The following is a 23682-nucleotide window of genomic DNA, read 5'->3' on the forward strand; positions in this document are numbered from 1 at the left end:
CATTCTTCTAACTAACCAACTCAAATAATTGCCTTAGTTTAATCAGGCATTTAAGATTTTTTCTTCTTACTTAATTCTTTTAATAAAGCTACTGCTTCTTTAGCGTTAGACATTTTCGCATATTTCATAGCAGTCATTCCTTTATCAGATCTTACACCAACTTTTGCACCATGCTTAATTAAGAGTTTCATAATTTCTACTCTGTTAAATTTAGCTGCATATTGTAATGGTGTCATTCCATTAGACTTTTGGTTTACGTCTGAACCAAGCTCGATAAGTTTTTTTACTGTGTCGATGTCTCCTTTAGCAATTGAAGTACAAAAAGGATTCACCTTTACTTTTGCAATAGAAGTTGTAACTTCTAGGTTGTCAATAGTTTCAAAGTTGTTAGTAGCATTTACAGAGCTTACTGAAAACCCTAATGCTAATGCAATAATTACTGCTGTTTTTTTCATGATGAAAGATTTAAATTAATTGATTTGTTTTTTGATTACATTAAAGAGACGACATATTTCCATAAGTGTTACACTAAAAAACTATAAATAACATTTATTTAACGCTTTCTAAACAAATCTGTTAATACTATATTAATACACAGATACTCAGTAAGATTATGGAAAAGCTTCCTTAAGAAAGATGTAATCTACCATATTTTGATTTCTTAAAATATTATATAGTCATATAATGACTTATCTTTGAAACCCTAACTAAGGCACATGAATAAAAAAGTTATTTTGATGATCCTTGACGGTTGGGGAACCTCTCCAGATCCGTCTGTCTCTGCAATAGACCATGCTAATACGCCATTTATAGATTCACTTTACGACACTTACCCAAATGCCAGTTTACGAACCGATGGACTGCATGTTGGTTTACCCGAAGGCCAAATGGGAAATAGTGAAGTTGGACACATGAATCTTGGAGCAGGTAGAATCGTGTACCAAGACCTAGCCAAAATAAATTTAGCTGTTCAAAATAAAACACTAGCTCAAGAAAGCACTTTAATTGAAGCTTTCAAGTATGCAAAGACGAATTCAAAACCTATCCATTTTTTGGGATTAGTGAGTGATGGTGGTGTGCATTCGCATATCAATCATCTTTTTGGTTTGTTAGATACTGCTAATGAATATGGTCTGGATCAACTTTATGTTCATGCATTTACTGATGGTCGCGATGTAGATCCTAAATCTGGTTATGGTTTTATTTCAGAATTAGAAGACCATCTGGAAAAAGTTAACGGAAAATTGGCCACAGTCACTGGTCGCTACTATGCTATGGATAGAGACAAACGTTGGGAACGTATAAAATTAGCATATGATGCCATTGTTAATGGCATTGGAGAACAATCTACCAATGCTTTAAAATCCATTGAAAATAGTTACGAAGAAGATATTACAGATGAATTCATCAAACCGATAGTGATGGTTAATGATTCTAAACAGCCAACAGCAAAAATCAAAGATGGTGATGTTGTTGTCTTTTTCAATTTTAGAACAGATCGAGGTCGTCAACTTACAGAAGCATTATCTCAAAAAGACTTTCATGAACAAAACATGCATAAGCTAGACCTGCATTATGTAACCATGACTAATTACGATGACACCTTTAAGAACATCAATATTGTTTTCAAAAAGGAAAATCTAAATAATACACTTGGGGAAGTCTTGGCTAATCATGGAAAAACGCAAATAAGAATTGCTGAAACCGAAAAATATCCCCATGTTACTTTTTTCTTTTCGGGTGGTGAAGAAGAGCCTTTTGAAGGCGAAACGCGCATCCTTAGAAATTCTCCAAAGGTAGCCACTTACGATCTTAAACCTGAGATGAGCGCTTACGAATTGAGAGATGCTCTAATTCCTGAATTACATAAAGGTGATGTTGATTTTGTATGTTTAAACTTTGCCAATGGAGATATGGTAGGTCATACAGGTGTTATGGAAGCTGCGATCAAAGCTTGCGAGGCTGTAGATGAATGTACAAAAGATGTTGTTAACGCTGCCCTAGACAATGGATATACTACGATACTTATTGCTGATCATGGAAATTGCGAGACAATGATTAATCCTGATGGGTCGCCTCATACTGCGCACACGACAAACCCAGTTCCAATTATTCTTATTGATAAGGAATTGAAGCAAATAAACGATGGCATTCTTGGTGATATTGCACCAACAATATTAAAACTAATGGGTGTAGAACAGCCTGAAGCTATGACTTGTAAGTCTCTAATCGAATAAATTAGAATCCATATATTTATCGTACTTTTGCCAACGTAAAAACTAAGCATGAATTTTCAGGATAGACTAATAATAGCAGTAGATTTCGATGGTACTATCGTAGAAGATGCTTACCCAAAAATTGGTAAGCCAAGGATATTCGCTTTCGAAACTTTAAAGCGTTTAGAAGAAGATGGTCATCGATTAATCTTATGGACGTATCGTTGTGATGTAAGGTTGCAAGAAGCTGTAGATTTCTGTAGAGATAACGGTATCGAGTTTTATGCTGTAAACCATAGTTTTCCTGAGGAGCAATTCGACAATTCTAAGAGCAGAAAGATATACGCAGACCTATTTATCGATGATAGAAATCTTGGTGGCGTATTGGGCTGGGGAGAAATCTATCAAAAGATATCGAACAAAGATTTAGATATTGCCAAAAGACCTCAACGAAAAGGATTGTTTTCATTTTTAAAACGATAGCATGATTATAGCCAAAACATTAGAAGAAATAGAGTTAATGCGAGAAAGTGCTTTGGTTGTTTCCAGAACACTGGGCATCTTGGCTAAGGAAGTAAAACCCGGGGTCACTACACTTCAGCTAGATAAAATTGCTGAAGAGTATATTAGAGACCAAGGTGCAATTCCTGGTTTCTTAGGGTTATATGACTTCCCTAATACGCTTTGCGTTAGCCCAAATGAGCAGGTTGTTCATGGTATTCCTAATGATACGCCTCTCGAAGAAGGTGATATTATCAGTATAGATTGTGGTGCCATACTCAATGGTTTTTATGGTGATCATGCTTACACATTCCCTGTTGGCGAGATTGATGCTGAAACTGAAAAATTGCTAAAGATTACTAAAGAGTCTCTTTATGTAGGTATTAGAGAATACAAAATTGGAAACCGTGTTGGAGATGTTGGTTTTGCTATACAAAAATACTGCGAAGCTCATGGTTATGGTGTCGTTAGAGAATTAGTAGGTCATGGTCTTGGACGCAAAATGCACGAAGACCCAGAAATGCCAAATTATGGACGTCGTGGTCGTGGTAAAAAGTTCATTGAAGGGCAAGTTGTAGCCATTGAGCCTATGATAAATATGGGAACACAACGCATCAAACAACACAAAGATGGTTGGACTATTACAACTTTGGATAAGCAACCTAGTGCACATTTTGAACACGATGTTGCCATCGTTAATGGTAAGCCAGAATTATTATCAACGTTTGGCTATATCTACGAAGCTCTTGGAATCGAAAGTGACGAAGAGCAAGAATTCAGACAGAATCAATTGGTTTTATAATGTATACTCGACTTTCAAATATTCCTCAGAATGAACTCATCCCTGGTTTTAATGTACGATTTGTGCATGGTAATAATATGACTACTGCCCATTGGAATATTGATGAAGGTGCTCTTTTACCTGAACATTCTCATGCACACGAACAGATAGCTATTGTTACTGAAGGGAAATTCGAGCTCACTATCGAAGGAAAATCTACAGTTTGCGAATCGGGAGGTGTTATGGTAATTCCATCTAATGCAATCCACTCTGGAAGAGCTCTTACAGATTGTAAAATTATAGACATTTTTGCTCCAGTAAGAGAGGACTACAAGTAATCACTCTTGAAACGTATTTTCAAAATAATACTCAATGTAATTCCGAGACCTATTCTCATAAGGTTGAGTTATGTTGTTCGACCCATGTTAGCACTTTTCTTAAAAGGCTCAACGTTTACTGATCCAATAGACGGAAAAAGTTTCAGGTCTTTTCTACCATATGGTTATGGTAATCAACGGAATAATGTCCTATCCCCTTCTACACTCTCATTGGAACGTCATCGTTTATTGTGGTTGTATTTAAAACATGAGACTGATTTTTTTTCAGCTGAAAAAAAAGTACTTCACTTTGCACCTGAACAAGCTTTCTACAAGCGTTTCATGTCAATGAAAAATCTCGACTATACAACTACCGATCTCAATTCACCATTAGCAGATGTCAAAGCAGATATTTGCGACCTTCCTTTCAAGGATAATAGCTTTGATATCATACTCTGCAATCATGTTTTGGAACACATTCCTGATGACACAAAAGCTATGCAAGAATTGTTTCGTGTTATGAAACCCGGCGGTTGGGGAATCTTTCAAATACCTCAAGATCTAAAACGTGAGGTTACATTTGAAGATGATAGCATCACTGACAAAAAAGAGCGTGCAAAAATCTTTGGACAATACGACCATGTTCGTATTTATGGTCGCGACTATTTTGATAAGCTTCGCTTTATTGGTTTTAAGGTTGAAGAAGTAGACTATACTTCAAAACTTTCTGAAGACGATATTGAAAAGTACTGCTTGGCTAAAGGCGAAATAATTCCTGTGGTTCATAAAGATTAATATCTCCGATCTAAAAGATATTCTTCAACCCAAACTTAAATGAATATCTGCTAAGGTAATCATCTGGTGAAAATAAAATTTCCTCCCTTCTATATGATAATGCAAGCCTTAAGAATAGCTTGTTACTTAACCTCAACTGGCTATTGGCTTCTAGTCCAAACGAATCTCCGAAAACATCGCCTAAGTTCAATTGCTCGAAATAGGTTCCATATGCAATATTGAATGACAAGTGAGTCATTGGCGAACCATTAAAATAATATCTTGCTATTGCATTGTGCGAATACGAAGTGCTTCCATTACTAGTGGTTATGTAAGTTCTAAAATTGAACCAGTAGTGTTTATAATATTTACCCAATGACACTGTATAGATGTTATTCTCCCGACTATCAAATTTTAAGTATCGGTAACCGAAAGAGGCTTCGTAAGTTTTAAATATGATATGAAAAAGCTCCAAACCAAATCGGTTTTTTGGTAACAATGTATTATTAAAGGAGCCAGCATAATTAACAAGGGCGTACATTTTATCGTTTATTTTTGGATAGGCTTCTATTTCAAAAGAATAGTCTTCCATGTTAAATCGATTCACATAATTTAATCGAGCAATAAAGGCTCCTGCTTTTATTTTTTTCTTATAATCTAGTGATGTGAAGTGTCTTGGCTTATATACTTCGCTGAACGTATCTAGCCAATAATTGAGACTTATGGCATTATGATTTCTTAATGAATCTACCTTATATAAGATAATGTCATCTTGTGCCGTCAATGTCGTGCAAAAGCATAGGAAGACTAGATATAGTAACGAATTTAATTTCTTCATAGCTGACCAATATTTGTAGTTTGAAATCCTTCTCTTTCAATTCTCCCCCACTTCTTTTTGAACTTAAATAATTGCGCAATATTTCCAAGTAAAGCTGGGTATAGGAGAAAAACATGATATGTAAAAGGCTCCATAAATATTGTAAGTATTAACTTGGTTAAATCCCCTTTTTTCTTATACTGATGATAGGTTACTTCTTCAGTCAATATTGCCAAAAGCGAGTACATTATTGCAAATAGATATGTAGCTATTAAAAATGAAATAGTATATAGCCAGTTGACATGACCCAAATAAGAAGCACATATAAAGTAGACAATACCTATAAGTTCTATAATCGGCCCAAAACGCTCATAAAGTATCCAAACAGGATAGCCAAGCATACCCATTAATCCGTATTTAGGATTAAAAAATATCTTTCTGTGATCCCATAGCGTTTTTATATTTCCACGCGTCCAACGTTTTCTCTGCCTAGAGAGACTCTTATAATCTGACGGTGCTTCTGTCCAGCACAATGGATCAGGGATGTATGCTACTTTAAATTTTTGCTTGGTTTCGTACATGTATCTTTGGATTTTGACAATGATATCCATGTCTTCCCCCAAAGTGTCTTTATTATAACCTCCAACAATAATAGCTTTCTCTAGTTCAAAAATTCCAAAAGCTCCAGTAATATGCATCAGACCCTTACAACGCGTCCAGCCAACCCTTGCTAATAGAAATGATCGCAGATATTCTAGTATCTGAAACCTCAACACAAATGGGGTTGGCAATCTCTTCTCTACTAAGCGCCCATCTTTTATTTCACAACCATTGGCAATTCTTACTACTCCACCTGATGCCACTACTGTTTTATCAGTATATTCCATGAACGGTTTTATCATTTTCTGTAACGAGTCTTCTGCCAGAATACAATCACCATCAATGCTTAAAACGTAATCACTCTCAGAAAAATTCAAGCCTGCATTTAAGGCATCAGACTTTCCGCCTTGCTCTTTATCTATTACTATTAATTTTTCATAGGCTCCATTGGTTGATTTGTAAATGGCTTTTACTTTTTTAGTTTCAATCTTCTGGTTTATTGTGTGTTCAATTTTCTTTAAAGAGAATGTACTAATCAGTAGCTCTAATGTACTGTCGGTGCTACCATCATTAATGATAATGATATTGTAGTTCACATAATGATTTGATAGTAGCGATCGTATTGAGGAAATAGCATTCTTTTCTTCATTATACATTGGTGCAAGTATTGAAATTGAAGGTGCAAAAGGTGAAGACAAAATGCTCACATAATTGATATAACTATTACGTCTGAAATACCTCCTAATGTCTCTTAGAGAAACAAACATTATGCTCATGTAGAGTATAAATATTGAAACGCTATATGCCGTAAAAAAGTAAAAGTAAAATTCGAATATTTTTTGACCTATATACATAATACTAAGAGTTAAGAGTTAAAATAGTGTGACCATAATCTTTCTCAATGTTTTCAATTTCATTTGACAAATACATATTGAAGTCTTTATAATATCTAAGTTAGAAACTCAAAAGCCCTTATTAAGTAGCCCTGAAGAAAACAGAATACCAAAAGTCTATGTGAAATCTGGTTATTATTCGAACGGGAAATTAAATCTAACCATTACCAATACTATTGGTGCAGAAGAAGCAATATTCTATGGCACAATTGCAGCTACTGAAACCGAAGATAGAGAAGGGTTTAATGTTACACAATCTTTATCTGGCGAACTAACAGAAACCATCGAACTAGATATCGATAACCTTTTCGATGTAGGCATCTCATTAGCAGTCGATTCTCAACCAATACCAGATTTACTGTATTTAGCTGATGGTCCTTGGGCTTTAGATTATGACTCTAGTGACGCTACCATAGATAATTATGAAGTCGCTCAAAAAAACGTTGAATATAAAGATAACACATACCATGTTGAGAGAAATCCTATAGTTTCTGGACAAGTTAAAGGAACTATGAACCTATTCAGACATATCATGCCTGGAGACTTATCACTAGATGTTTCAGAGTACGAAAACTTAGAGTTCTCTATCAATACTAGCAGAGATGTTGAAGTCATTATTTTACCAGAAGGAGTGTCTTGGGACAACAGATTATCTTACACTATCGTAGCGAACGATGAAGCGACATTCTATTCAATCCCATTTACTGATTTTGAATCTTTTGATAACTCAATAAGCATAAGTAACATCAAGACAATTCTGTTTTCAATAAAAGGAAATCAAGTAGATTACGCACCATTTACCTTAAAAGTTGATGATGTTGCGTTTACTCAAAAAAGAGAAGATACTTTATCACAACCTTTAAATACGCAAATGGTTAATTATCCTAATCCATTTTCAACCCAAACCTCATTTGCTTCAACAAACGACATTAGTAGTTTAAGTATAAAAGTCTATGATATGAGAGGTGTTCTTGTTAACGAACAGCATTTAAGAAGACCTCATGGTAGAGATTTTATTTATGATGGCTCTAAACTATCTAATGGCATCTACTTCTACAGGTTAATAGATGATGTCGGAAAAACTTATCAAGGAAAGTTTATTATTAGTAAATAGTAGAAGTTAATAAAAAGGGAACTAGGAGCAAGTTCCCTTTTTTATTTTATATTCATTCTGGAAAACCATTCAAGGCTAAAGTCTCTAACTCGTTGTTTTCATTTTCAAATACAAAGAATACTTTTACTTCTGAATTGTTCTTTAAAAGCGCCATAACTTTTTCTATCCCCATAGCTTGAAATGCCGTAGCATAAGCATCAGCCACCATACATTCCGAAGCAATTACTGAGACGCTGAGTACATTGGTTTTAGAAGGATAACCAGTTTTTGTATCAATAATATGTGCAAAGCGATTACCCTGCTCATCCACTTTGAATTTTCTATAGGTTCCGGAAGTTGCCATCGCAGCATCTTCCAAATTAATTGCCTTCAACACCGATTGACTACCATCAAAATTAGGCTTGTCTATACCTACAGTCCATGACGATTGCTTTTCGGCATTATATCCCTTACATCTTATCTCCCCTCCTATCTCTACCAGATAATTCTCAATAGATTTAGACTCTAAAAACTCAGCAACAACATCTACAGCATAACCTTTAGCAATAGCATTAAAATCTATAAAGGTACCTTCTGGTTTTACGACAGTATGTTCTATTCGCTTTACTTTTTTTAATCCAACAGAGTGCATCAAGCTATCAATCTTTAGACTATCAAGATCAACTATTCTACCCTCAGGACCAAAGCTCCAAGCATTAACCACAGCACCAATTGTAGGATCGAAAGCACCTTCAGTTTTATCAAAAATAGAATATGATGATTCTAAAACCTTTTTAAAATGACTGTCAATGACATTATTTTCATTCCTGTTCAACTTAGAAATATCAGAATCTGGAATATAAGTAGACATGGATTTATTAATGACATAGAATAAGCTATCAAACTGCTTTTCATAATCTACAGCAGAATCATAAATTACAGAATACGTAGTCCCAAATACTGCACCTCCAATCTTTGAATTTTTTGTATTCTTTGGTTCTGACTTACATGACCACAACAATCCTAATGCTAAGAATCCTATTAAAAACTGTCTCATCTAATTCAAATTCGTTTCAATGACTTGAATGCCATTATATTCGATCAAATAATCTTCATTCAGATAAACTGGCAAATCTTCTCCATTAGGATTCCCCAATCCAACACCTGCATAAAGCACCTTAACATCCTTGTCTCTAGCATGTTGTTTGAAAGTTTCCATCCAAACCACATCATAATTATTTGGATTTTCTGGTAACATTACAGCTCTTACAATAACAAAGAAGTACTGATTGTTCTTATCGATACATACAAATTGTGGATGCTTCTTTAACTGACTATTTATTGCCACGAATTCGAAACCTCGCTGTTCAAGGTCTTTCCCAACATGATTCATGGCAAGATTGTGTAACTCTTGCTTGGTGAGTGCTTTTGACATTAAATAAATAATAATCTTGTTTGCAAAGGTATTGCGTGGCGCAGATATTTCCGAATTAAATTTCTATTTTTACTTCAAATGAAAGACTATCCTACTTCAAAAAAATTAGGTCTGTTTTTGGGACCTTTATTATTTGCAATCCTTCAATTTTCATCGATTCAAATTATTTCTGAAACTGCAGACACAGTCATCGCAACTGCACTTTGGATGGTCTGTTGGTGGATTACCGAAGCTGTTTCTATTTCTGTAACATCTTTATTGCCATTGCTACTATTTCCACTTTTTAAAGTAATGCCAATGGGAGATGTTGGTGCTAACTATGGAAGCCCGATTGTGTTCCTGTTCTTTGGTGGTTTTGTTTTAGCATTAGCGCTTGAAAAGGTTAATCTTCACAAACGCATTGCTTTAACCATTGTAAAACGTACTGGCACTACACCAAACCGAGTCATACTTGGGTTTATGATTGCCACAGCCTTTATGAGCATGTGGATTAGCAATACGGCGAGTACAGTAGTGATGCTTCCTATTGCATTGTCTGTGATACGATTACTAATTGACGACGAAGATGGCTTTACCAAAAAGGACAAAAACTTTGCACTAAGTATTATGCTAGGGATAGCATTTTCTGCTAACGCCGGAGGAATTGCTACTGTTATTGGAACACCTCCAAACTCAGTATTAATTGGCTTACTAGAAAATGAATACAACACAGAAATCTCGTTTTATAAATGGATGCTCATAGGCTTCCCATTTTCAGCTGTGCTGATTACGATTATCTATTTTGTTTTGGTAAAATGGTTATTCCCAAATAATGGTTTAGAGTTTAGAACCTCTGCTGATGTCATTGATGACGAATTACAAAAACTTGGATCTATTTCACCCAAAGAGCGACAAGTACTAATCACTTTTGGAGTTATTGTATTCTTATGGATATTTAGGTCATTGATTAATTCACTTATACCAGGATTGAATTTAACGGATACTATGATTAGTATTTTTGGAGCGTTAGCATTATTTGTAATTCCGCATAATCTAAAATCTGGGAATTTCATACTACAATGGAATGACACCCAAAAACTAGCCTGGGGAATTCTAATTTTATTTGGTGGCGGTTTAGCATTAGCCAAAGGCATGTCTAGTACTGGTATCGTAGATATGGTTGCTAATGGAATAGCTGGAAGCAACATTAGCATCTTATTGACGGCGTCACTTTTGATTGTACTAATGCTCTTTATGACAGAGTTGATGAGCAATGTAGCACTAGTAGCTGTACTTGCTCCAGTAGTCGCTGGTATAGCTATTGGGCTAGGAATTAACATGCTGTATCTATTAATCCCTGTCACTATAGCAAGTAGTTGTGCTTTCATGTTACCGATGGCCACACCACCAAATGCTATCGTCTTTGCCAGTGGTTATATAAAGGTGAAGGAAATGGCCAGAGCTGGGATTATTCTTAACTTTATCGCAGTGGCTCTGCTCATTCTTATGTTTAAGTTTTTTATACCATTAGTGTTTTAATCATACAAAATTGTACCTTTAAGCTGAAAATCTAACAACCAACCAAACTACTCCCCAAGCTTGATCTGTTTACAATTGTAAGCATATGAATCTTAAAACTTCAGCAATTATTGCTCTAGTCCTAACCCTTATTTTTATAACCTCATGGGAATTTTATTGGCGATCACAAGGTCGAGTTCCTACTGTAGATGACGACAAATATCTCTTTGCAGCCTCTAGGGCAAAAGTGGATAAACTAACCTCAGATGATATTATTATAGTAGGATCGTCTCGAGTGATGTTCAATATTCAACTAGATGAGTTTGAAAAACTAACAGGTGTAAAACCAATACAACTGGCTAATGTCGGAAGTTCACCTCTTCCTGTTTTCCATGATATTGTGAACAATACTGATTTTAAAGGCACTGTCATCGTTGGTGTAACTCCCGGTTTGTTTTTCTCAACAACTTACCCCAAAGCCTCACCTATTGAGTGGCCACAATCCCGTGTAGATTATTTTCATAAAAGGACTTTGTCCGAACGGTTTAATCACTGGTTATCGATTCCTCTACAGGAAAACTTTGTGTTTATAGCAACTCATGGCGAAGTTTTGGACGATAATGTAGACTTGAAAACTTTACTCAATAATGTAGAGATCAATAACAGAACTGGTAGACCTCGATATCCTGAGTTTTTTGAATTTGGAAGCGTGAGAAGAGATCGCAATGTAAGAATGACTGTTGAAACTTCTACAGATACTGTTGCCGCCAACAAGATTAAAAAGGCTTGGAAGTTTATTTTGGGTGGTGAAAATCCGCCGCCAGATAAAAACAGCACAACCGCTTTTTTTGAACAAGATGCTAAAACATTTAAAGCCCGTGGTGGGAAAATCATTTTTGTAAGATCACCATCTTCTGGGTTTTTTGAACAAGGTGAAGCGATGTTCTTACCAAGAGAACGCTTTTATGACAGTTTATTGACTGTAGTCAATTCACCTGGTTATCATTATCAAGACTATGAGCAATTAAAAACTATAGATTGCTGTCCAGAATGGTCTCACCTATCTGCTGAGAATGCGGATACTTTCACAAAAGAATTGGTGAAGATAATGCTCAACGATAATGTTTTACCAACTACTAAAGCCGATTAATCATGCTGTTTAACTCATTAAGTTTCTTCGTATTTCTGGCTATAGTTTTGGTACTGTATTATAGCCCAATTTTCAAATGGCAACAGAAAAAATTCATGTTGCTAATGGCTAGTTATTTGTTTTATGCCATGTGGAATCCACCTTTGGTCATTCTGTTATGGATTTCAACAATGGTCGACTGGACCGCTGGAAAAAAACTAGCTGTTTTAACTGATCAAAAGAAGCGTAAGCTTTGGTTACTATTAAGCTTAGCTGTCAATCTAGGTTTTCTCGGGTTCTTCAAATATGGAGACTTTTTGTTAGAAAACTTTACCAATTTGGTGAATGCTATTGGAATTAATTTCGAGGCGAAACCTATGGACATTATTCTTCCAATGGGTATTTCATTTTACACGTTTCAAACCATGTCTTATACCATTGACATGTACAATAGAAAGACAGAACGTGCTCGAACATTTTTAGATTTTGCCTTGTACGTGACGTTCTTCCCACAATTAGTTGCTGGTCCAATTGTAAGAGCTAAGGAATTGGTGACTCAATTTTACGAACCCAAAAAAGCCACAATGAATCAGTTTTTATGGGGAGCCTTTTTATTGACTATTGGGTTATTTCAAAAAGTTGTGATGGCAGATACTTTGCTATCGAGCAGTGCGGATACTGTTTTTGGTGCCAAAGATATATTGCATGCTACAGATGCATGGATGGGAACCTTAGCGTTCTCTGGACAAATTTTCTTTGATTTTGCTGGGTATTCAACCTGTGCTATTGGTATAGCTCTAATGCTTGGGATTGTACTCCCAGATAACTTTAAATATCCCTATGCGGCCATTGGCTTTTCCGACCTCTGGAAACGTTGGCACATTTCACTCTCTAGCTGGTTGCGAGATTATCTCTATATTCCTTTAGGTGGTAATAGACACGGTATTGTAAGACTCTACATTGCCTTAATGCTTACCATGCTTTTGGGTGGTCTTTGGCATGGAGCTGCGTGGACCTTTGTGATTTGGGGTGCATTGCATGGATTGTATTTAGTAATTGAACGCCAATTTAGAGGAAAGGTTAACGTAAAAACTGTTGGGATTCAAGGCATATTATTAGCTCTACTCACTTATACTTGTGTAAACATCACTTGGGTGTTCTTTAGAGCTAGAGAATTTAGCACTGCTAAGAACATGATAACGTCTATGTTTTTTATGAATGATGAAGGTACTAAAGTATTACAAACTTTTGAAGTCATAAAAGTGGGCGTAGTCATTACGATTCTTTTCATCTGTCACTGGATAATGCGAAACACCTCTATGAAAGAGGTTTCAAAAAAGACATCACCAGTTGTTTTGGGTGTTTTTTGGGCAATACTTGTGTTCTTGATATTAATATCGCAAGGTAGTGGTGAACAGTTCATTTATTTTCAATTCTAAAGAATCATGATTAAATTCTTTTGTATCTTTAAAAGAAAAAGGATTTGTTATGAAGACCACTGCTCGTTTCGATAATGCCATCCAAAAGCTATACACAGCTTTTCATAACAATCATCTAAACCCTGAATGTTCTAAACAATGTGCTGTTGGGAATATTTTGGACAATACAGATTCTTGGAAAAACTTATCTGACAAGCATGGCTCTTTACAATTGAATTATGTCGGATTGGTAAATCAAAAATTTGACAAGCGTTTCAATGGTTATACACCTATGGAATTACTTCAAATAGAAGCTGAATTTTTGAAAGGCTGTGGGTATTCTTTACCATTACATCACAAAGGTATTAGACCTGAATATCCTGAAAGCAAAGATGTCCTTTTTAATGGTCTAAAGGCGGTAATAGAATTTCTTTGCCAGCTAGACGGTATTAGAAATATCATGGATTACTCTAGCTTATTTACTAAGCAAAGAACAGTTAATTTAGTTGAACTTTAATCCACTTTATACTTCATCCTGAATTCTGAAGGTGTGATCCCTTCAACCTTTTTAAAGAATCTATTAAATGCCGATTTGGAGTTAAATCCACACTCCAAAGAAATAGCATCAATGCTAAGATGTGCATTACTCGTTTCTAATAACTTTTCTTTAAACAATTGAAGGCGTAGCGAGTTAATATAATTCGTAAAAGAATCTCCAAAACCAACATTCACAGCTTTAGAAATGTACCTATTATTACTATTTAAAGTTTTAGCAATATCATTTATGGTTATTTGAGGGTTTAAATACAAGTGCTCATTAGTAACAGTTTCGTTGATCTTACTGAATAGGGTTTCCCATTTTTTAGATTCACTATCAATAGTATCGTCTAGTGTTTCTCTACTTGTGCTAACAATACCGCACTTAAAAGCAAAATAAAACATGATAATTGTAATAGTAGTTGAGATAATCACAGAAATCATCCATAACACAACGTATTCATCAATAATATCCACATTCCAAAGTGCCATGGATAAAAAATTTATAGCAGCATAAGCTAGATAAACACTAATAATTACTCTTATCCATAGTTTAATATTAGATCCTAAAGCATTGGTTATGAATGATAATTTTTGATAAAAGGTTATCATATAAATTCCATAGACAACTGATGATAACACTATAAAGAAAACTTGGAGGTAAAATAGGATGTTTTGAACATTGAGATTATCATACAATGCTAAAATCAATGTGAGTATAACTCCATTGATAATGGGCAATCCTAAGTGGACATATTTGTAAGGAATTTTTTCATTCTTTACGATATGCTTAATGTGAAAATAAATCATTGGTCCCAGTAAGGTAAACCCTAAAACTGTTGGCAAATGCGAGGTAGTGATATATGCCTCTTCGGCATCAATAATAGCAAACCCAAAAAACTCTTCTATACTTAAAACCAATATCAACACCAACGATAAAGTAAGGTAGAAGTCAGATGTTTTATGCTTTGGTTTAAAAACCAAAAAACCTATCAAAACAACAATGGCAATAATTTCTATAATCGCAAGAATATCCATACTCTATATTACACATTTTTTGTTTTGACACGTCCTAATTCATGAATCGACACTAAAGGTGTGGTATATATACTATTCATCGACAGGGGTACACTTTATTTGCAACTAAAAGTAAATAAAATGCAGTTAAAAAAAAGAAATAATATGAAACTAATGGCTTGTACAATACTAATGGTAATTTTTGGCTCATTATTTAAATCCTGTAATAAAAATGATGACAATAACAGTGCTAATGTTCCAGATAACGCCAAAGTGATTGTGATAGGAGCTGGTGCTTCAGGGTTACACGCAGGAAAAATATTAAATGACAACAATATAGATTTTACAATACTTGAGGCCTCAAATACTGTTGGTGGTCGCTTAAAAAAGAATTCAACCTTTACAGACTTTCCGCTAGATATGGGAGCAGAATGGATTCATGGGAATCAAGCTCTAACACATCAATGGGCTACCTCGCAAGGCATCGACATTTATCAAGATCAATCAGATGATTACTTTTGGTATAACAATCAAGTTTATACTGAAGAGGAAATTCCTGAAACGTTCTATCCACTTCTCGGCTACATGATGTTTGATGCTCTGGGAGACACCGATCAATCTTTAAAAAATTGGGCAATCGCTAATGGATATGACGAAAGCTCATACCCAATGTTAGAAGCATCTGTTAATGGCGTTGGCGGCTCTGCTGATAATGTCAGTGTACCAAATGCGATTGCTGGAGAGCAAAACTGGTCCTCTGGTGAAAACGATTATAAATTCAAAAACCAAACTTATTTTGACCTTATCCACAATACTTTGGTGCCTCAAATAGAAGAAAACATCATTCTCAACGCTCCTGTTACCAAAATAGATTACACTAATGATAAAATCATTGTTACGGCTGGCGGTAATACTTATGAAGCCGACAGAGTGATTGTAACGGTTCCTTTAAAAATACTTCAAGCTGAATACATAGAATTTGTTCCTGCACTTAGCAGTAACAAGCAGCAAGCAATAAATGCCATAGGCATGGAAGCTGGCATGAAGGTTTACTTAAAGTTCAATACAAACTTCTTTGAAGATCAAAACATATCTGGAGGAAGTGTAGGACCTTATTATTATGATGCTGGTCACGGAAAACCTTCCAGTGTTCCAATACTAGGGCTTTTCGTTACCGGAACTAACGCACAAGAGTTGAGTGACATGGAAGAATCGGATGCCATAGCTGCTATCCTAGCTGAGCTAGATCTGATTTACAACGGACAAGCAACAGCAAATTATACTGGCGAATACATTATGCAAGACTGGGCTAAAGAGCCTTTTGTTGGTGGAGCCTATTCTTATGCAACAGTTGGTATGGGAAATGCAAGAGAAGTATTAGCTGAGCCAATTAACAACAAAGTATTTTTCGCTGGTGAAGCTACACATCAAAATGGTCATAACTCAACAGTACAAGGTGCTTTGGAAACTGGTGAGCGCGAAGCTATAAATGTTATGAACTCATTTTAATTATTTAAAGCGAACATATTTAGATTTGTAAAATGTATATCCTGGAATATCAATTCTAGTATTGAGCCCCAAATCATACCATGGAGACATAGAACTGTCTTCAAGATTTTTGAGCAAATGAACACTTTGAGCAGGAGTATTGCCTTGCAGCAATGTAAAGCGCTTTTCTCCTGCTTCATTTTTTATAACATCAGCAATCATAACGACATGACCTGGCGAACCTCCTATAATGAGCATGTCACCAACATCTAGCTTATTGGTATCATTAATTTTGGGAAGTTCACTATAGAGCGAAATAGTCCCAGAATACATGTAAATAAGATTTAAGTACTTATAAAAGTTTTCTTTTGAGTTATTTGCTCTTGCTGTTTTATGAAATGTTACTTTGCTTCCTTTTACTTTAGGCCTATAACCTTCTGCATATTTTTTCCATGAGCAATAATGGCCGCTAGTAAAATTGAAGCCAATTTCATCTTTTCTATTGTTGTCCCACAAGTATTCGCTTCGAATCCTAATCAATGCATCCGCACATTGCTGTAACCCATTCTTAGGCACAGGGATTTCTAAAATTCCAAAATGTCCTATCTGATTAAAATAATGGCTACCATCATAATTAATCACTTTGGCTCCATAGGGTTTCAATTTATAGTTTCTTATATACTCCTGAAATGAACCGTCTTCATAGTCTACTCTTGTAAATCCATCTGGTATTTTTATCCTACTCTTTACGGTAAGTCCTTCTTTATTGACATACTCTTTAGGCTTTAATACGCTGTTAGTAATTGCTTGCGAGACGTCTTTAACTGGTTTAATTTGAATGGCTACAAAATAGACCGCTACTAAGAATAGTAAGAAGAGTAATAGTTTTTTCATAGCACTAAAACGAAAAAACCCAACACTTTCGTATTGGGTTTTAATAATTCCTGTGAAAACAGGAATCTTATCTATTCTGAAATTTGCTTTGCCACTTTAGTATGCAATAAATCATCAAATCAGTGGGAATATTAAAAACAAAAAACCAGCACTAAAACTAGAGCTGGTTTGAAGTATTATTTAACAGATTCCTGCCTTCGCAGGAATATTATCCTCCGAAGTCGTCGAATCTGATGTGTTCATCTGGAATACCAAAATCCTCTCCCATTTTCTGAACTGCTTTGTTCATTAATGGAGGTCCACAGAAATATAATTCTATGTCTTCTGGTGTCTCGTGATGGTTCAGGTAATTATCGATCACACAATTGTGAATAAATCCAACAAATCCATCTCCAGCTTCATCATTGATATCTGTTTTAACTTTCCAGTTATCTTCTTCTAATGGTTCTGATAATGCCATGTAGAATTTGAAGTTAGGGAAGTCTCTTTCTAATTTTCTAAAGTGCTCAATGTAGAACAGCTCTCGCTTAGAACGTCCACCATACCAGTATGTTACTTTACGACCTGTCTTAATGGTTCTGAACAAGTGGTATAAGTGCGAACGCATTGGTGCCATTCCTGCTCCACCACCAACATAAAGCATTTCGCTTTCAGACTCATTGATGAAGAATTCTCCATAAGGTCCAGAAATCGTTACTTTGTCTCCTGGCTTTTGAGCAAATATGTATGAAGATGCTATACCTGGATTTACATCCATCCAAGCATTTTTATTTCTATCCCAAGGTGGTGTAGCAATACGAACATTCAACATAATTTCTCTTCCTTCTGCAGGGTAAGAAGCCATCGAATATGCACGCTCTACTGGTTCAGTATTCTTCATTACTAAAGGCCAAAGCCCAAACTTATCCCATTCTGCCTGAAACTTATCTGGTGTTTCATGCTCTTCTGGGTGAGCAGTAATATCAATATCTGAGTATTTTATTTCGCATTCAGGAATTTCAATCTGAATATAACCTCCTGCTTTGTAACCCATATCTTCTGGAATCTCAACAACAAACTCCTTAATAAATGATGCTACATTATAATTTCTAACAACGGTAGCTTCCCACTTCTTAATTCCGAATACTTCTTCAGGAATGGTAATCTCCATATCTTGCTTTACCTTCACCTGGCAAGATAAACGTGCTCCGTGTTGTAACTCTTTACGTGTAAAGTGAGGTGTTTCTGTTGGAAGCGCTTCACCACCTCCGGATAATACATGACATTCACACTGAATACATGTTCCACCACCACCACAAGCAGATGGTAAAAATATCTTTTGTGCTCCTAAAGTCGTTAATAACGTTCCTCCCGAAGCTACTTCTATCTCACGTTCACCATTGATCTTAATCTTCACAGGACCAGATGGTGAAAGCTTTTGCTTTACAAATAATAACAATGCAACCAATAGCAACGTTACTAGCAAAAATGCTGCTACTGTTGCTATGATTACTCCTGTTGTGCTTGCTGCTAATATCATGTTATTCGATTACTTTAGTTGTGTTATCAGCTAATGTTTTAGTCTCTTTATCGTCTTCCTTCTCTTCAACTTTTACAGTCTCTTCTTCCTTTTGAGCTTCATCATCTCCACCAGTTAACATTCCTCCAAAACTCATGAAACCAATAGCCATAAGACCAGTGATAATGAATGTAATTCCTAATCCTCTGAGTGGCGCAGGAACGTTAGAGTATCTGATTTTTTCACGAATCGCTGCAATTGCTAAAATGGCTAAGAACCATCCGATTCCTGAAGCAATACCATAGTTGAATGCTAAACCAAGTGTAGCGATTTCTCTAGATTGCATAAATAATGAACCTCCTAGGATTGCACAGTTTACAGCAATAAGCGGTAAGAAGATCCCTAATGAGTTATATAATGAAGGTGAAAACTTCTCTACAATAATTTCTACCAACTGTACCATTGTTGCAATAGTAGCAATAAACATAATGAAGGATAAGAAGCTTAGGTCATAATCCGCATACTCAGGGCCTAACCAAACTAACGCGCCTTCTCTTAATATATATTGGTCTAACAACCAGTTTAATGGTACAGTGATCGCTAATACGAAGATTACCGCAGCCCCCAAACCTACAGCTGTACTTACTTTCTTAGATACTGCTAGGTAAGAACACATTCCAAGGAACGTGGCAAATACCATGTTATCTATAAATATTGATTTGAAAAATAATTCTATATGTTCCATAGTCTATAGTCTTGAAACGCTAAGCGCTTAGTCTTCGATTAATGCTTTATTTCTATGTCTCTGTATCCAGATGATAACTCCTACGACGATCAATGCCATTGGTGACAATAACATGAACCCGTTGTTTTCATATCCAATACTGTATAACCCAGTCTTTGCAATTGGGTCTCCAAGAACCTTAATACCTAGTAATGTACCAGAACCTAAAAGCTCTCTAAAGAATCCTACGATGATTAAGATAACACCATAACCTAAGGCGTTTCCTATACCATCTAGGAACGATCTCCATAAACCATTACCAAGCGCAAAGGCTTCGAAACGTCCCATAATAATACAGTTCGTAATAATCAATCCTACGAAAACAGAAAGTTCCTTACTCAATTCGTAAGCGAAGGCTTTTAGTACCTGATCAACGATAATTACCAATGCCGCTACAACTGTAAGCTGAACGATAATTCTAATTTTTGATGGAATGATATTTCTTATTGCTGAAATCACCACGTTTCCAACTCCCATTACAAACAATACAGATATTGCCATTACAATCGAAGCTTTCAACTGTGCAGTAATCGCTAAAGCAGAACAAATACCTAATACCTGAATCGTAATTGGGTTATTATCCGCTAAAGGATCTTTTATTAGTGCTGCGTCTTTTTTTGAAAGTAAGCCCATATTAATTTAAGGTTTTAAAATAAGGTACATATAATGCCAAATCTTTCTTGATCATGGCAGCAACACCATCACCAGTAATTGTTGCTCCAGCAATAGCATCAACCTCGTTATCTACTTTATCTATGTTTGTTGGGTCGGCATTACTCTTAGAAACATTAATGCCTTTAAAAACACCATCCTTCATTAAGTGCTCTCCAATAAAGTCGTCCATAAAGAAACGCTCTTTAATGTTAGCACCAAGACCTGGTGTCTCTCCTTTGTGGTCAAAGTAAGCACCTTGTACCACCATATTTTTATCCATAGCTACATAAGCCCAAATCGCATCCCAAAGTCCTTTTCCTCTAATTGGAGCGATGTAATAGGTTTCGCCATCTTTTTCTCCAACAAATAATGGCAAACGTCTTTCTTCTCCATCTTTGGCTCTAGCTTGTTCTTTCTTTACTTCAATCAAATATGCTTTGTCATCTTCTTCAACATTGGTACCGTTGGTGATGACTAATTGCTTCTTGATATATTGTTCGAATAATTCTGGTGCTTTTTCTGTAGATACAAAGGTTGCACTACTTTCATCATTTTCATTAACACCCATTGCGTAAAGAATGTTCTGTTGTTTTTCTAAACGCTTATTCTCTGTAATTCTATCTTTTAGTGACGATGCTGTAAATGCCAACAACGTACCTACGACTACTACCATTCCTATGGCAAATAGTACTGTATATAAGTTTGAATCTGTCCTGTTACTCATAACTTAGGCTACTTTAGCTTTTAGACGTTTCATTCGTTTTTTCACGTTCCCTTGAACCACGTAGTGGTCAATAGTTGGTGCAAACACATTCATTAATAGAATTGCTAACATTACACCTTCTGGATATGCAGGGTTAAATACACGAATCAATATTGAAATAAATCCAACCAAGAATCCATATATCCATTTTCCTTTGTTTGTTTGTGACGCTGTTACAGGATCTGTTGCCATAAATACAGTACCAAAGGCAAAACCACCAATAATTAGGTGTTGCCAGAACTCTGTACTCATTAGCGTGTAGAATTTACTACTTTCTGAAATCCATTCTGCACTTACAACTCCGTTGAAGATTAATCCCATTGCTAGTGCTCCTAATACAGAAGACAACATGATTCTCCAACTTCCAATCTTAGCGAAGATTAAGAACAATCCTCCTAACAATATTAATAAGGTAGACGTTTCCCCTACTGAACCAGGTATATATCCCATAAACATATCCATAGTACTATAGGTGACATCTTGTCCTTGTGCATACGCTCCTAAAATAGTTTCTCCTGAAACTGCATCTAATTCTTTTGCTCCTGCTGCAATATCGTTAGCACGCTCTACTGCACCATGTACCCATACTTTATCTCCAGACATCCAAGTAGGATAGGCAAAGAATAAGAATGCTCTAATCGTTAATGCTGGATTAAGGATATTCATCCCTGTACCTCCAAAAACTTCTTTCCCGATTACAACTCCAAATGCTACAGCAACTGCAAGCATCCATAATGGAGTATCTACAGGAACAATTAGTGGCACAAGCATTCCAGTAACTAAGTATCCTTCTTCTACTTCGTGCCCTTTGATCACTGCGAATACGAATTCGATAGCAAGACCAACACCATAAGACACTACAACTAATGGTAATATCTTAATCATTCCGATATAGAATGCATCCCAAGACAAAAAGTCTACTGGTGTACCAAATGCAGCATAATGTTGATATCCCGCATTGAACATTCCAAAAATCAAACATGGCACCATAGCCATGATCACTGTATTCATGGTACGCTTTAGATCATCTGCTACTTTGATATGAGTGCCGCCATGAGTGGTCTCATTTGGCAAGTATAAAAACGTGTGCAATGCATTAAATGCAGGCGCCATCTTAGTGCCTTTATACTTTTCTTTTAGCTTATGTAAATTTTGTTTTAAACCCATTATCCTATCTCTTTAAGCATTAAGTCTAAACCGTCTCTTATTATTTTTTGGTGTGGTTGTTTAGACACACATACAAATTCTGTCAACGCAAAATCTTCTGGAGCAACTTCGTACATTCCTAAAGCTTCCATTTCATCTAAATCCTTGTACATACAAGCCTTCAAGATTTGCATTGGGTATATATCTAAAGGAAATACTTCTTCGTAAGTTCCTGTAGTTACAAAAGCACGATGCTCACCATTTGTATTGGTGTTGAGATCGTATTTCTTCTTTGGCTTCATCCAAGAGAATGTTAATGCTCTTGATGTTGATATTTTATTGAAGATTGGTTTGTTCCAACCGAAAAATTCGTAATCATCACCTTCAGGAATTATAGTAATCACATTGCTGTAGTAATCTAAATTTCCATCTGGTTTTACTTGCTTTCCAGTTAACACATTTCCAGAAATAATTCTAGCATTGGCATCTTTTTCAATACCATTATCATAGATCATTGTGGCTACCTCAGCGCCTATCTTAGTTCTGAAATAACGTGGCTTCTTAACTTCTGAACCTGCTAACGCTACTACGCGCTCAGCATTGAACTTACCAGTTAATAATAATTCTCCAATGATTACTAAGTCCTGAGCATTAACTGTCCAAACAACTTCTCCTTTATTTACTGGATCTAATTTATTGATCAAAGTTCCTACATTTCCTGAAGGATGTGGCCCAGATACTCTGTGCGTAATTGCATTGTTCAATCCTGCCAGAGGCGAATTGTTAGAGCCAACGCCTATTCTAACTTTTCCGTCAGTAAGCTTTGATAATGCGGTAACTGCTTCCTTTATCTCTGCCTCTTTTCCTTGAAGTGCAAAGTCTAAATCAGCAGCTAGTGGTGCACTGGCATAACCAGAAATGAAAATAGCTTTAGGAGTTGAATTTGGTTTAGCAATAACATCGTATGGACGTTGCTTGATAAATGGCCAACAACCAGAGCTTAGAAGCTTTGCTTGTATGTCCTCTTTTGAAGCTGAACTTGCATCTAGCTTACCATGATCTTGGTAAGTTTGTTCTTTATCTGCTTGAATTTTAATCTCTAAAATTCTACGCTTTTCACCACGATTAATCTCAATGATTTCACCAGAAACAGGCGAAACAAATTTTACATTCTCGTCGTTCTTATCATAAAAAACAGTTTCACCTGCCTTTAATTTAGAACCAACTTTAGTAACCATTTTTGGAATAATACTGTGAAAATCTTCAGGTCTGATGGTGTAAAAGTTACTGATAATCGCATTCTCTATCGACTTTTCAGCTTCACCTACAAGATTTATGTTCAGACCTTTTTTAATTTTAATGTCGTTGGACATATGTAAATGATTGTAATTAGTTGTCTAAAAATCCGTGCAAATTTACAAATTAAAAAC

General features: G+C 35.8%; 24 protein-coding genes. 11 read left to right on the forward strand and 13 right to left on the reverse strand.

What is annotated here, in order from left to right; all coding sequences use genetic code 11:
* Window positions 1–50: 50 nt before the first annotated feature.
* Window positions 51–455, reverse strand: coding sequence for an ankyrin repeat domain-containing protein (locus NCE97_RS13575; protein ID WP_353779822.1), 405 nt, complete (start codon window positions 453–455; stop codon window positions 51–53).
* A 261-nt stretch (window positions 456–716) separates the two neighbouring features.
* On the opposite strand from NCE97_RS13575, the gene gpmI reads away from it, so the two are divergent.
* Genes gpmI through NCE97_RS13600 form a run of 5 tightly spaced genes read left to right on the forward strand, consistent with a single transcriptional unit; the run spans window position 717 to window position 4610 of the window.
* Window positions 717–2237: a 2,3-bisphosphoglycerate-independent phosphoglycerate mutase gene (gene gpmI / locus NCE97_RS13580; protein WP_353779823.1), complete on the forward strand. Its 1521-nt coding sequence runs from the start codon at window positions 717–719 to the stop codon at window positions 2235–2237.
* Window positions 2238–2285: 48 nt separating this feature from the next.
* Window positions 2286–2699, forward strand: coding sequence for a BT0820 family HAD-type phosphatase (locus NCE97_RS13585; RefSeq protein WP_353779824.1), 414 nt, complete (start codon window positions 2286–2288; stop codon window positions 2697–2699).
* A gap of 1 nt (window position 2700) precedes the next feature.
* Window positions 2701–3519, forward strand: a complete 819-nt coding sequence (gene map, locus NCE97_RS13590) for a type I methionyl aminopeptidase (RefSeq protein ID WP_353779825.1) — start codon at window positions 2701–2703, stop codon at window positions 3517–3519.
* Window positions 3519–3836: a cupin domain-containing protein gene (locus NCE97_RS13595; protein WP_353779826.1), complete on the forward strand. Its 318-nt coding sequence runs from the start codon at window positions 3519–3521 to the stop codon at window positions 3834–3836. The genes map and NCE97_RS13595 overlap by 1 nt, the downstream gene beginning before the upstream one ends.
* Window positions 3837–3842: 6 nt before the next feature.
* Complete coding sequence (locus NCE97_RS13600) at window positions 3843–4610, forward strand: class I SAM-dependent methyltransferase (RefSeq protein WP_353779827.1); 768 nt, start codon at window positions 3843–3845, stop codon at window positions 4608–4610.
* Between the two features lie 10 nt (window positions 4611–4620).
* On the opposite strand, the gene NCE97_RS13605 is transcribed toward NCE97_RS13600, so the two are convergent.
* On the reverse strand, window positions 4621–5427 hold the full coding sequence (locus NCE97_RS13605) for a YaiO family outer membrane beta-barrel protein (protein ID WP_353779828.1): 807 nt from the start codon (window positions 5425–5427) through the stop codon (window positions 4621–4623).
* A complete protein-coding gene (locus NCE97_RS13610; RefSeq protein ID WP_353779829.1) occupies window positions 5424–6782 on the reverse strand; it encodes a glycosyltransferase family 2 protein in 1359 nt (452 codons plus the stop codon). The genes NCE97_RS13605 and NCE97_RS13610 overlap by 4 nt, the downstream gene beginning before the upstream one ends.
* A gap of 238 nt (window positions 6783–7020) precedes the next feature.
* Here NCE97_RS13610 and NCE97_RS13615 point away from each other — a divergent pair, with 238 nt between their 5' ends.
* Window positions 7021–8013: a T9SS type A sorting domain-containing protein gene (locus tag NCE97_RS13615; protein WP_353779830.1), complete on the forward strand. Its 993-nt coding sequence runs from the start codon at window positions 7021–7023 to the stop codon at window positions 8011–8013.
* Window positions 8014–8065: 52 nt separating this feature from the next.
* On the opposite strand, the gene NCE97_RS13620 is transcribed toward NCE97_RS13615, so the two are convergent.
* Together NCE97_RS13620 and NCE97_RS13625 are read right to left on the reverse strand one after the other, a co-directional pair.
* Window positions 8066–9049 (reverse strand): FAD:protein FMN transferase, encoded by a 984-nt coding sequence (locus NCE97_RS13620; protein ID WP_353779831.1) that lies wholly within the window; start codon window positions 9047–9049, stop codon window positions 8066–8068.
* The gene (locus NCE97_RS13625) at window positions 9050–9427 is read right to left on the reverse strand and encodes a DUF8840 domain-containing protein (protein WP_353779832.1); all 378 of its coding nucleotides are present in this window, start codon (window positions 9425–9427) and stop codon (window positions 9050–9052) included.
* Window positions 9428–9505: 78 nt separating this feature from the next.
* Between NCE97_RS13625 and NCE97_RS13630 the strand changes: the two genes are divergently transcribed.
* From NCE97_RS13630 to NCE97_RS13645, 4 genes are all read left to right on the forward strand, one after another.
* Window positions 9506–10945, forward strand: a complete 1440-nt coding sequence (locus NCE97_RS13630) for an SLC13 family permease (RefSeq protein WP_353779833.1) — start codon at window positions 9506–9508, stop codon at window positions 10943–10945.
* A gap of 85 nt (window positions 10946–11030) precedes the next feature.
* Complete coding sequence (locus tag NCE97_RS13635; RefSeq protein WP_353779834.1) at window positions 11031–12074, forward strand: hypothetical protein; 1044 nt, start codon at window positions 11031–11033, stop codon at window positions 12072–12074.
* A 2-nt stretch (window positions 12075–12076) separates the two neighbouring features.
* Window positions 12077–13492: an MBOAT family O-acyltransferase gene (locus tag NCE97_RS13640; protein ID WP_353779835.1), complete on the forward strand. Its 1416-nt coding sequence runs from the start codon at window positions 12077–12079 to the stop codon at window positions 13490–13492.
* A 49-nt stretch (window positions 13493–13541) separates the two neighbouring features.
* Window positions 13542–13988: a Na(+)-translocating NADH-quinone reductase subunit F gene (locus NCE97_RS13645; protein WP_353779836.1), complete on the forward strand. Its 447-nt coding sequence runs from the start codon at window positions 13542–13544 to the stop codon at window positions 13986–13988.
* On the opposite strand, the gene NCE97_RS13650 is transcribed toward NCE97_RS13645, so the two are convergent.
* A complete protein-coding gene (locus NCE97_RS13650) occupies window positions 13985–15046 on the reverse strand; it encodes a helix-turn-helix domain-containing protein (RefSeq protein ID WP_353779837.1) in 1062 nt (353 codons plus the stop codon). The two genes, NCE97_RS13645 and NCE97_RS13650, sit on opposite strands and share 4 nt — an antisense overlap.
* A gap of 120 nt (window positions 15047–15166) precedes the next feature.
* On the opposite strand from NCE97_RS13650, the gene NCE97_RS13655 reads away from it, so the two are divergent.
* The gene (locus NCE97_RS13655; RefSeq protein WP_353779838.1) at window positions 15167–16534 is read left to right on the forward strand and encodes a flavin monoamine oxidase family protein; all 1368 of its coding nucleotides are present in this window, start codon (window positions 15167–15169) and stop codon (window positions 16532–16534) included.
* On the opposite strand, the gene NCE97_RS13660 is transcribed toward NCE97_RS13655, so the two are convergent.
* The 7 genes from NCE97_RS13660 to NCE97_RS13690 form a co-directional block, all read right to left on the reverse strand.
* The gene (locus NCE97_RS13660; protein ID WP_353779839.1) at window positions 16535–17407 is read right to left on the reverse strand and encodes a DUF4846 domain-containing protein; all 873 of its coding nucleotides are present in this window, start codon (window positions 17405–17407) and stop codon (window positions 16535–16537) included. It abuts the gene before it with no gap.
* 208 nt (window positions 17408–17615) lie between these two features.
* Window positions 17616–18926 carry an NADH:ubiquinone reductase (Na(+)-transporting) subunit F gene (nqrF, locus tag NCE97_RS13665; protein WP_353779840.1) on the reverse strand — a complete coding sequence of 437 codons (1311 nt, stop codon included), beginning with the start codon at window positions 18924–18926 and terminating at the stop codon, window positions 17616–17618.
* Window position 18927: 1 nt separating this feature from the next.
* Window positions 18928–19650, reverse strand: coding sequence for an NADH:ubiquinone reductase (Na(+)-transporting) subunit E (gene nqrE / locus NCE97_RS13670; RefSeq protein ID WP_353779841.1), 723 nt, complete (start codon window positions 19648–19650; stop codon window positions 18928–18930).
* A 27-nt stretch (window positions 19651–19677) separates the two neighbouring features.
* A complete protein-coding gene (locus NCE97_RS13675) occupies window positions 19678–20322 on the reverse strand; it encodes an NADH:ubiquinone reductase (Na(+)-transporting) subunit D (protein WP_353779842.1) in 645 nt (214 codons plus the stop codon).
* A gap of 1 nt (window position 20323) precedes the next feature.
* Window positions 20324–21067 (reverse strand): Na(+)-translocating NADH-quinone reductase subunit C, encoded by a 744-nt coding sequence (locus NCE97_RS13680; RefSeq protein ID WP_353779843.1) that lies wholly within the window; start codon window positions 21065–21067, stop codon window positions 20324–20326.
* Between the two features lie 3 nt (window positions 21068–21070).
* Window positions 21071–22273 carry an NADH:ubiquinone reductase (Na(+)-transporting) subunit B gene (locus NCE97_RS13685; RefSeq protein WP_353779844.1) on the reverse strand — a complete coding sequence of 401 codons (1203 nt, stop codon included), beginning with the start codon at window positions 22271–22273 and terminating at the stop codon, window positions 21071–21073.
* Entirely contained in the window at window positions 22273–23625 is a 1353-nt protein-coding gene (locus NCE97_RS13690; protein ID WP_353779845.1) for a Na(+)-translocating NADH-quinone reductase subunit A, read from the reverse strand. The genes NCE97_RS13685 and NCE97_RS13690 overlap by 1 nt, the downstream gene beginning before the upstream one ends.
* Window positions 23626–23682: the final 57 nt, after the last annotated feature.

It is taken from the genome of Winogradskyella sp. 3972H.M.0a.05 (genome assembly GCF_040493455.1).
Lineage (GTDB): Bacteria > Bacteroidota > Bacteroidia > Flavobacteriales > Flavobacteriaceae > Microcosmobacter.

Excerpts from the sequence above, each read along its gene's own strand:
- NCE97_RS13575 (WP_353779822.1), bottom strand. The coding sequence starts at position 455 with ATGAAAAAAACAGCAGTAATTATTGCATTAGCATTAGGGTTTTCAGTA.
- gpmI (WP_353779823.1), top strand. The coding sequence starts at position 717 with ATGAATAAAAAAGTTATTTTGATGATCCTTGACGGTTGGGGAACCTCT.
- NCE97_RS13585 (WP_353779824.1), top strand. The coding sequence starts at position 2,286 with ATGAATTTTCAGGATAGACTAATAATAGCAGTAGATTTCGATGGTACT.
- map (WP_353779825.1), top strand. The coding sequence starts at position 2,701 with ATGATTATAGCCAAAACATTAGAAGAAATAGAGTTAATGCGAGAAAGT.
- NCE97_RS13595 (WP_353779826.1), top strand. The coding sequence starts at position 3,519 with ATGTATACTCGACTTTCAAATATTCCTCAGAATGAACTCATCCCTGGT.
- NCE97_RS13605 (WP_353779828.1), bottom strand. The coding sequence starts at position 5,427 with ATGAAGAAATTAAATTCGTTACTATATCTAGTCTTCCTATGCTTTTGC.
- NCE97_RS13610 (WP_353779829.1), bottom strand. The coding sequence starts at position 6,782 with ATGAGCATAATGTTTGTTTCTCTAAGAGACATTAGGAGGTATTTCAGA.
- NCE97_RS13620 (WP_353779831.1), bottom strand. The coding sequence starts at position 9,049 with ATGAGACAGTTTTTAATAGGATTCTTAGCATTAGGATTGTTGTGGTCA.
- NCE97_RS13625 (WP_353779832.1), bottom strand. The coding sequence starts at position 9,427 with ATGTCAAAAGCACTCACCAAGCAAGAGTTACACAATCTTGCCATGAAT.
- NCE97_RS13630 (WP_353779833.1), top strand. The coding sequence starts at position 9,506 with ATGAAAGACTATCCTACTTCAAAAAAATTAGGTCTGTTTTTGGGACCT.
- NCE97_RS13635 (WP_353779834.1), top strand. The coding sequence starts at position 11,031 with ATGAATCTTAAAACTTCAGCAATTATTGCTCTAGTCCTAACCCTTATT.
- NCE97_RS13640 (WP_353779835.1), top strand. The coding sequence starts at position 12,077 with ATGCTGTTTAACTCATTAAGTTTCTTCGTATTTCTGGCTATAGTTTTG.
- NCE97_RS13645 (WP_353779836.1), top strand. The coding sequence starts at position 13,542 with ATGAAGACCACTGCTCGTTTCGATAATGCCATCCAAAAGCTATACACA.
- NCE97_RS13650 (WP_353779837.1), bottom strand. The coding sequence starts at position 15,046 with ATGGATATTCTTGCGATTATAGAAATTATTGCCATTGTTGTTTTGATA.
- NCE97_RS13655 (WP_353779838.1), top strand. The coding sequence starts at position 15,167 with ATGCAGTTAAAAAAAAGAAATAATATGAAACTAATGGCTTGTACAATA.
- NCE97_RS13660 (WP_353779839.1), bottom strand. The coding sequence starts at position 17,407 with ATGAAAAAACTATTACTCTTCTTACTATTCTTAGTAGCGGTCTATTTT.
- nqrF (WP_353779840.1), bottom strand. The coding sequence starts at position 18,926 with ATGATATTAGCAGCAAGCACAACAGGAGTAATCATAGCAACAGTAGCA.
- nqrE (WP_353779841.1), bottom strand. The coding sequence starts at position 19,650 with ATGGAACATATAGAATTATTTTTCAAATCAATATTTATAGATAACATG.
- NCE97_RS13675 (WP_353779842.1), bottom strand. The coding sequence starts at position 20,322 with ATGGGCTTACTTTCAAAAAAAGACGCAGCACTAATAAAAGATCCTTTA.
- NCE97_RS13680 (WP_353779843.1), bottom strand. The coding sequence starts at position 21,067 with ATGAGTAACAGGACAGATTCAAACTTATATACAGTACTATTTGCCATA.
- NCE97_RS13685 (WP_353779844.1), bottom strand. The coding sequence starts at position 22,273 with ATGGGTTTAAAACAAAATTTACATAAGCTAAAAGAAAAGTATAAAGGC.
- NCE97_RS13690 (WP_353779845.1), bottom strand. The coding sequence starts at position 23,625 with ATGTCCAACGACATTAAAATTAAAAAAGGTCTGAACATAAATCTTGTA.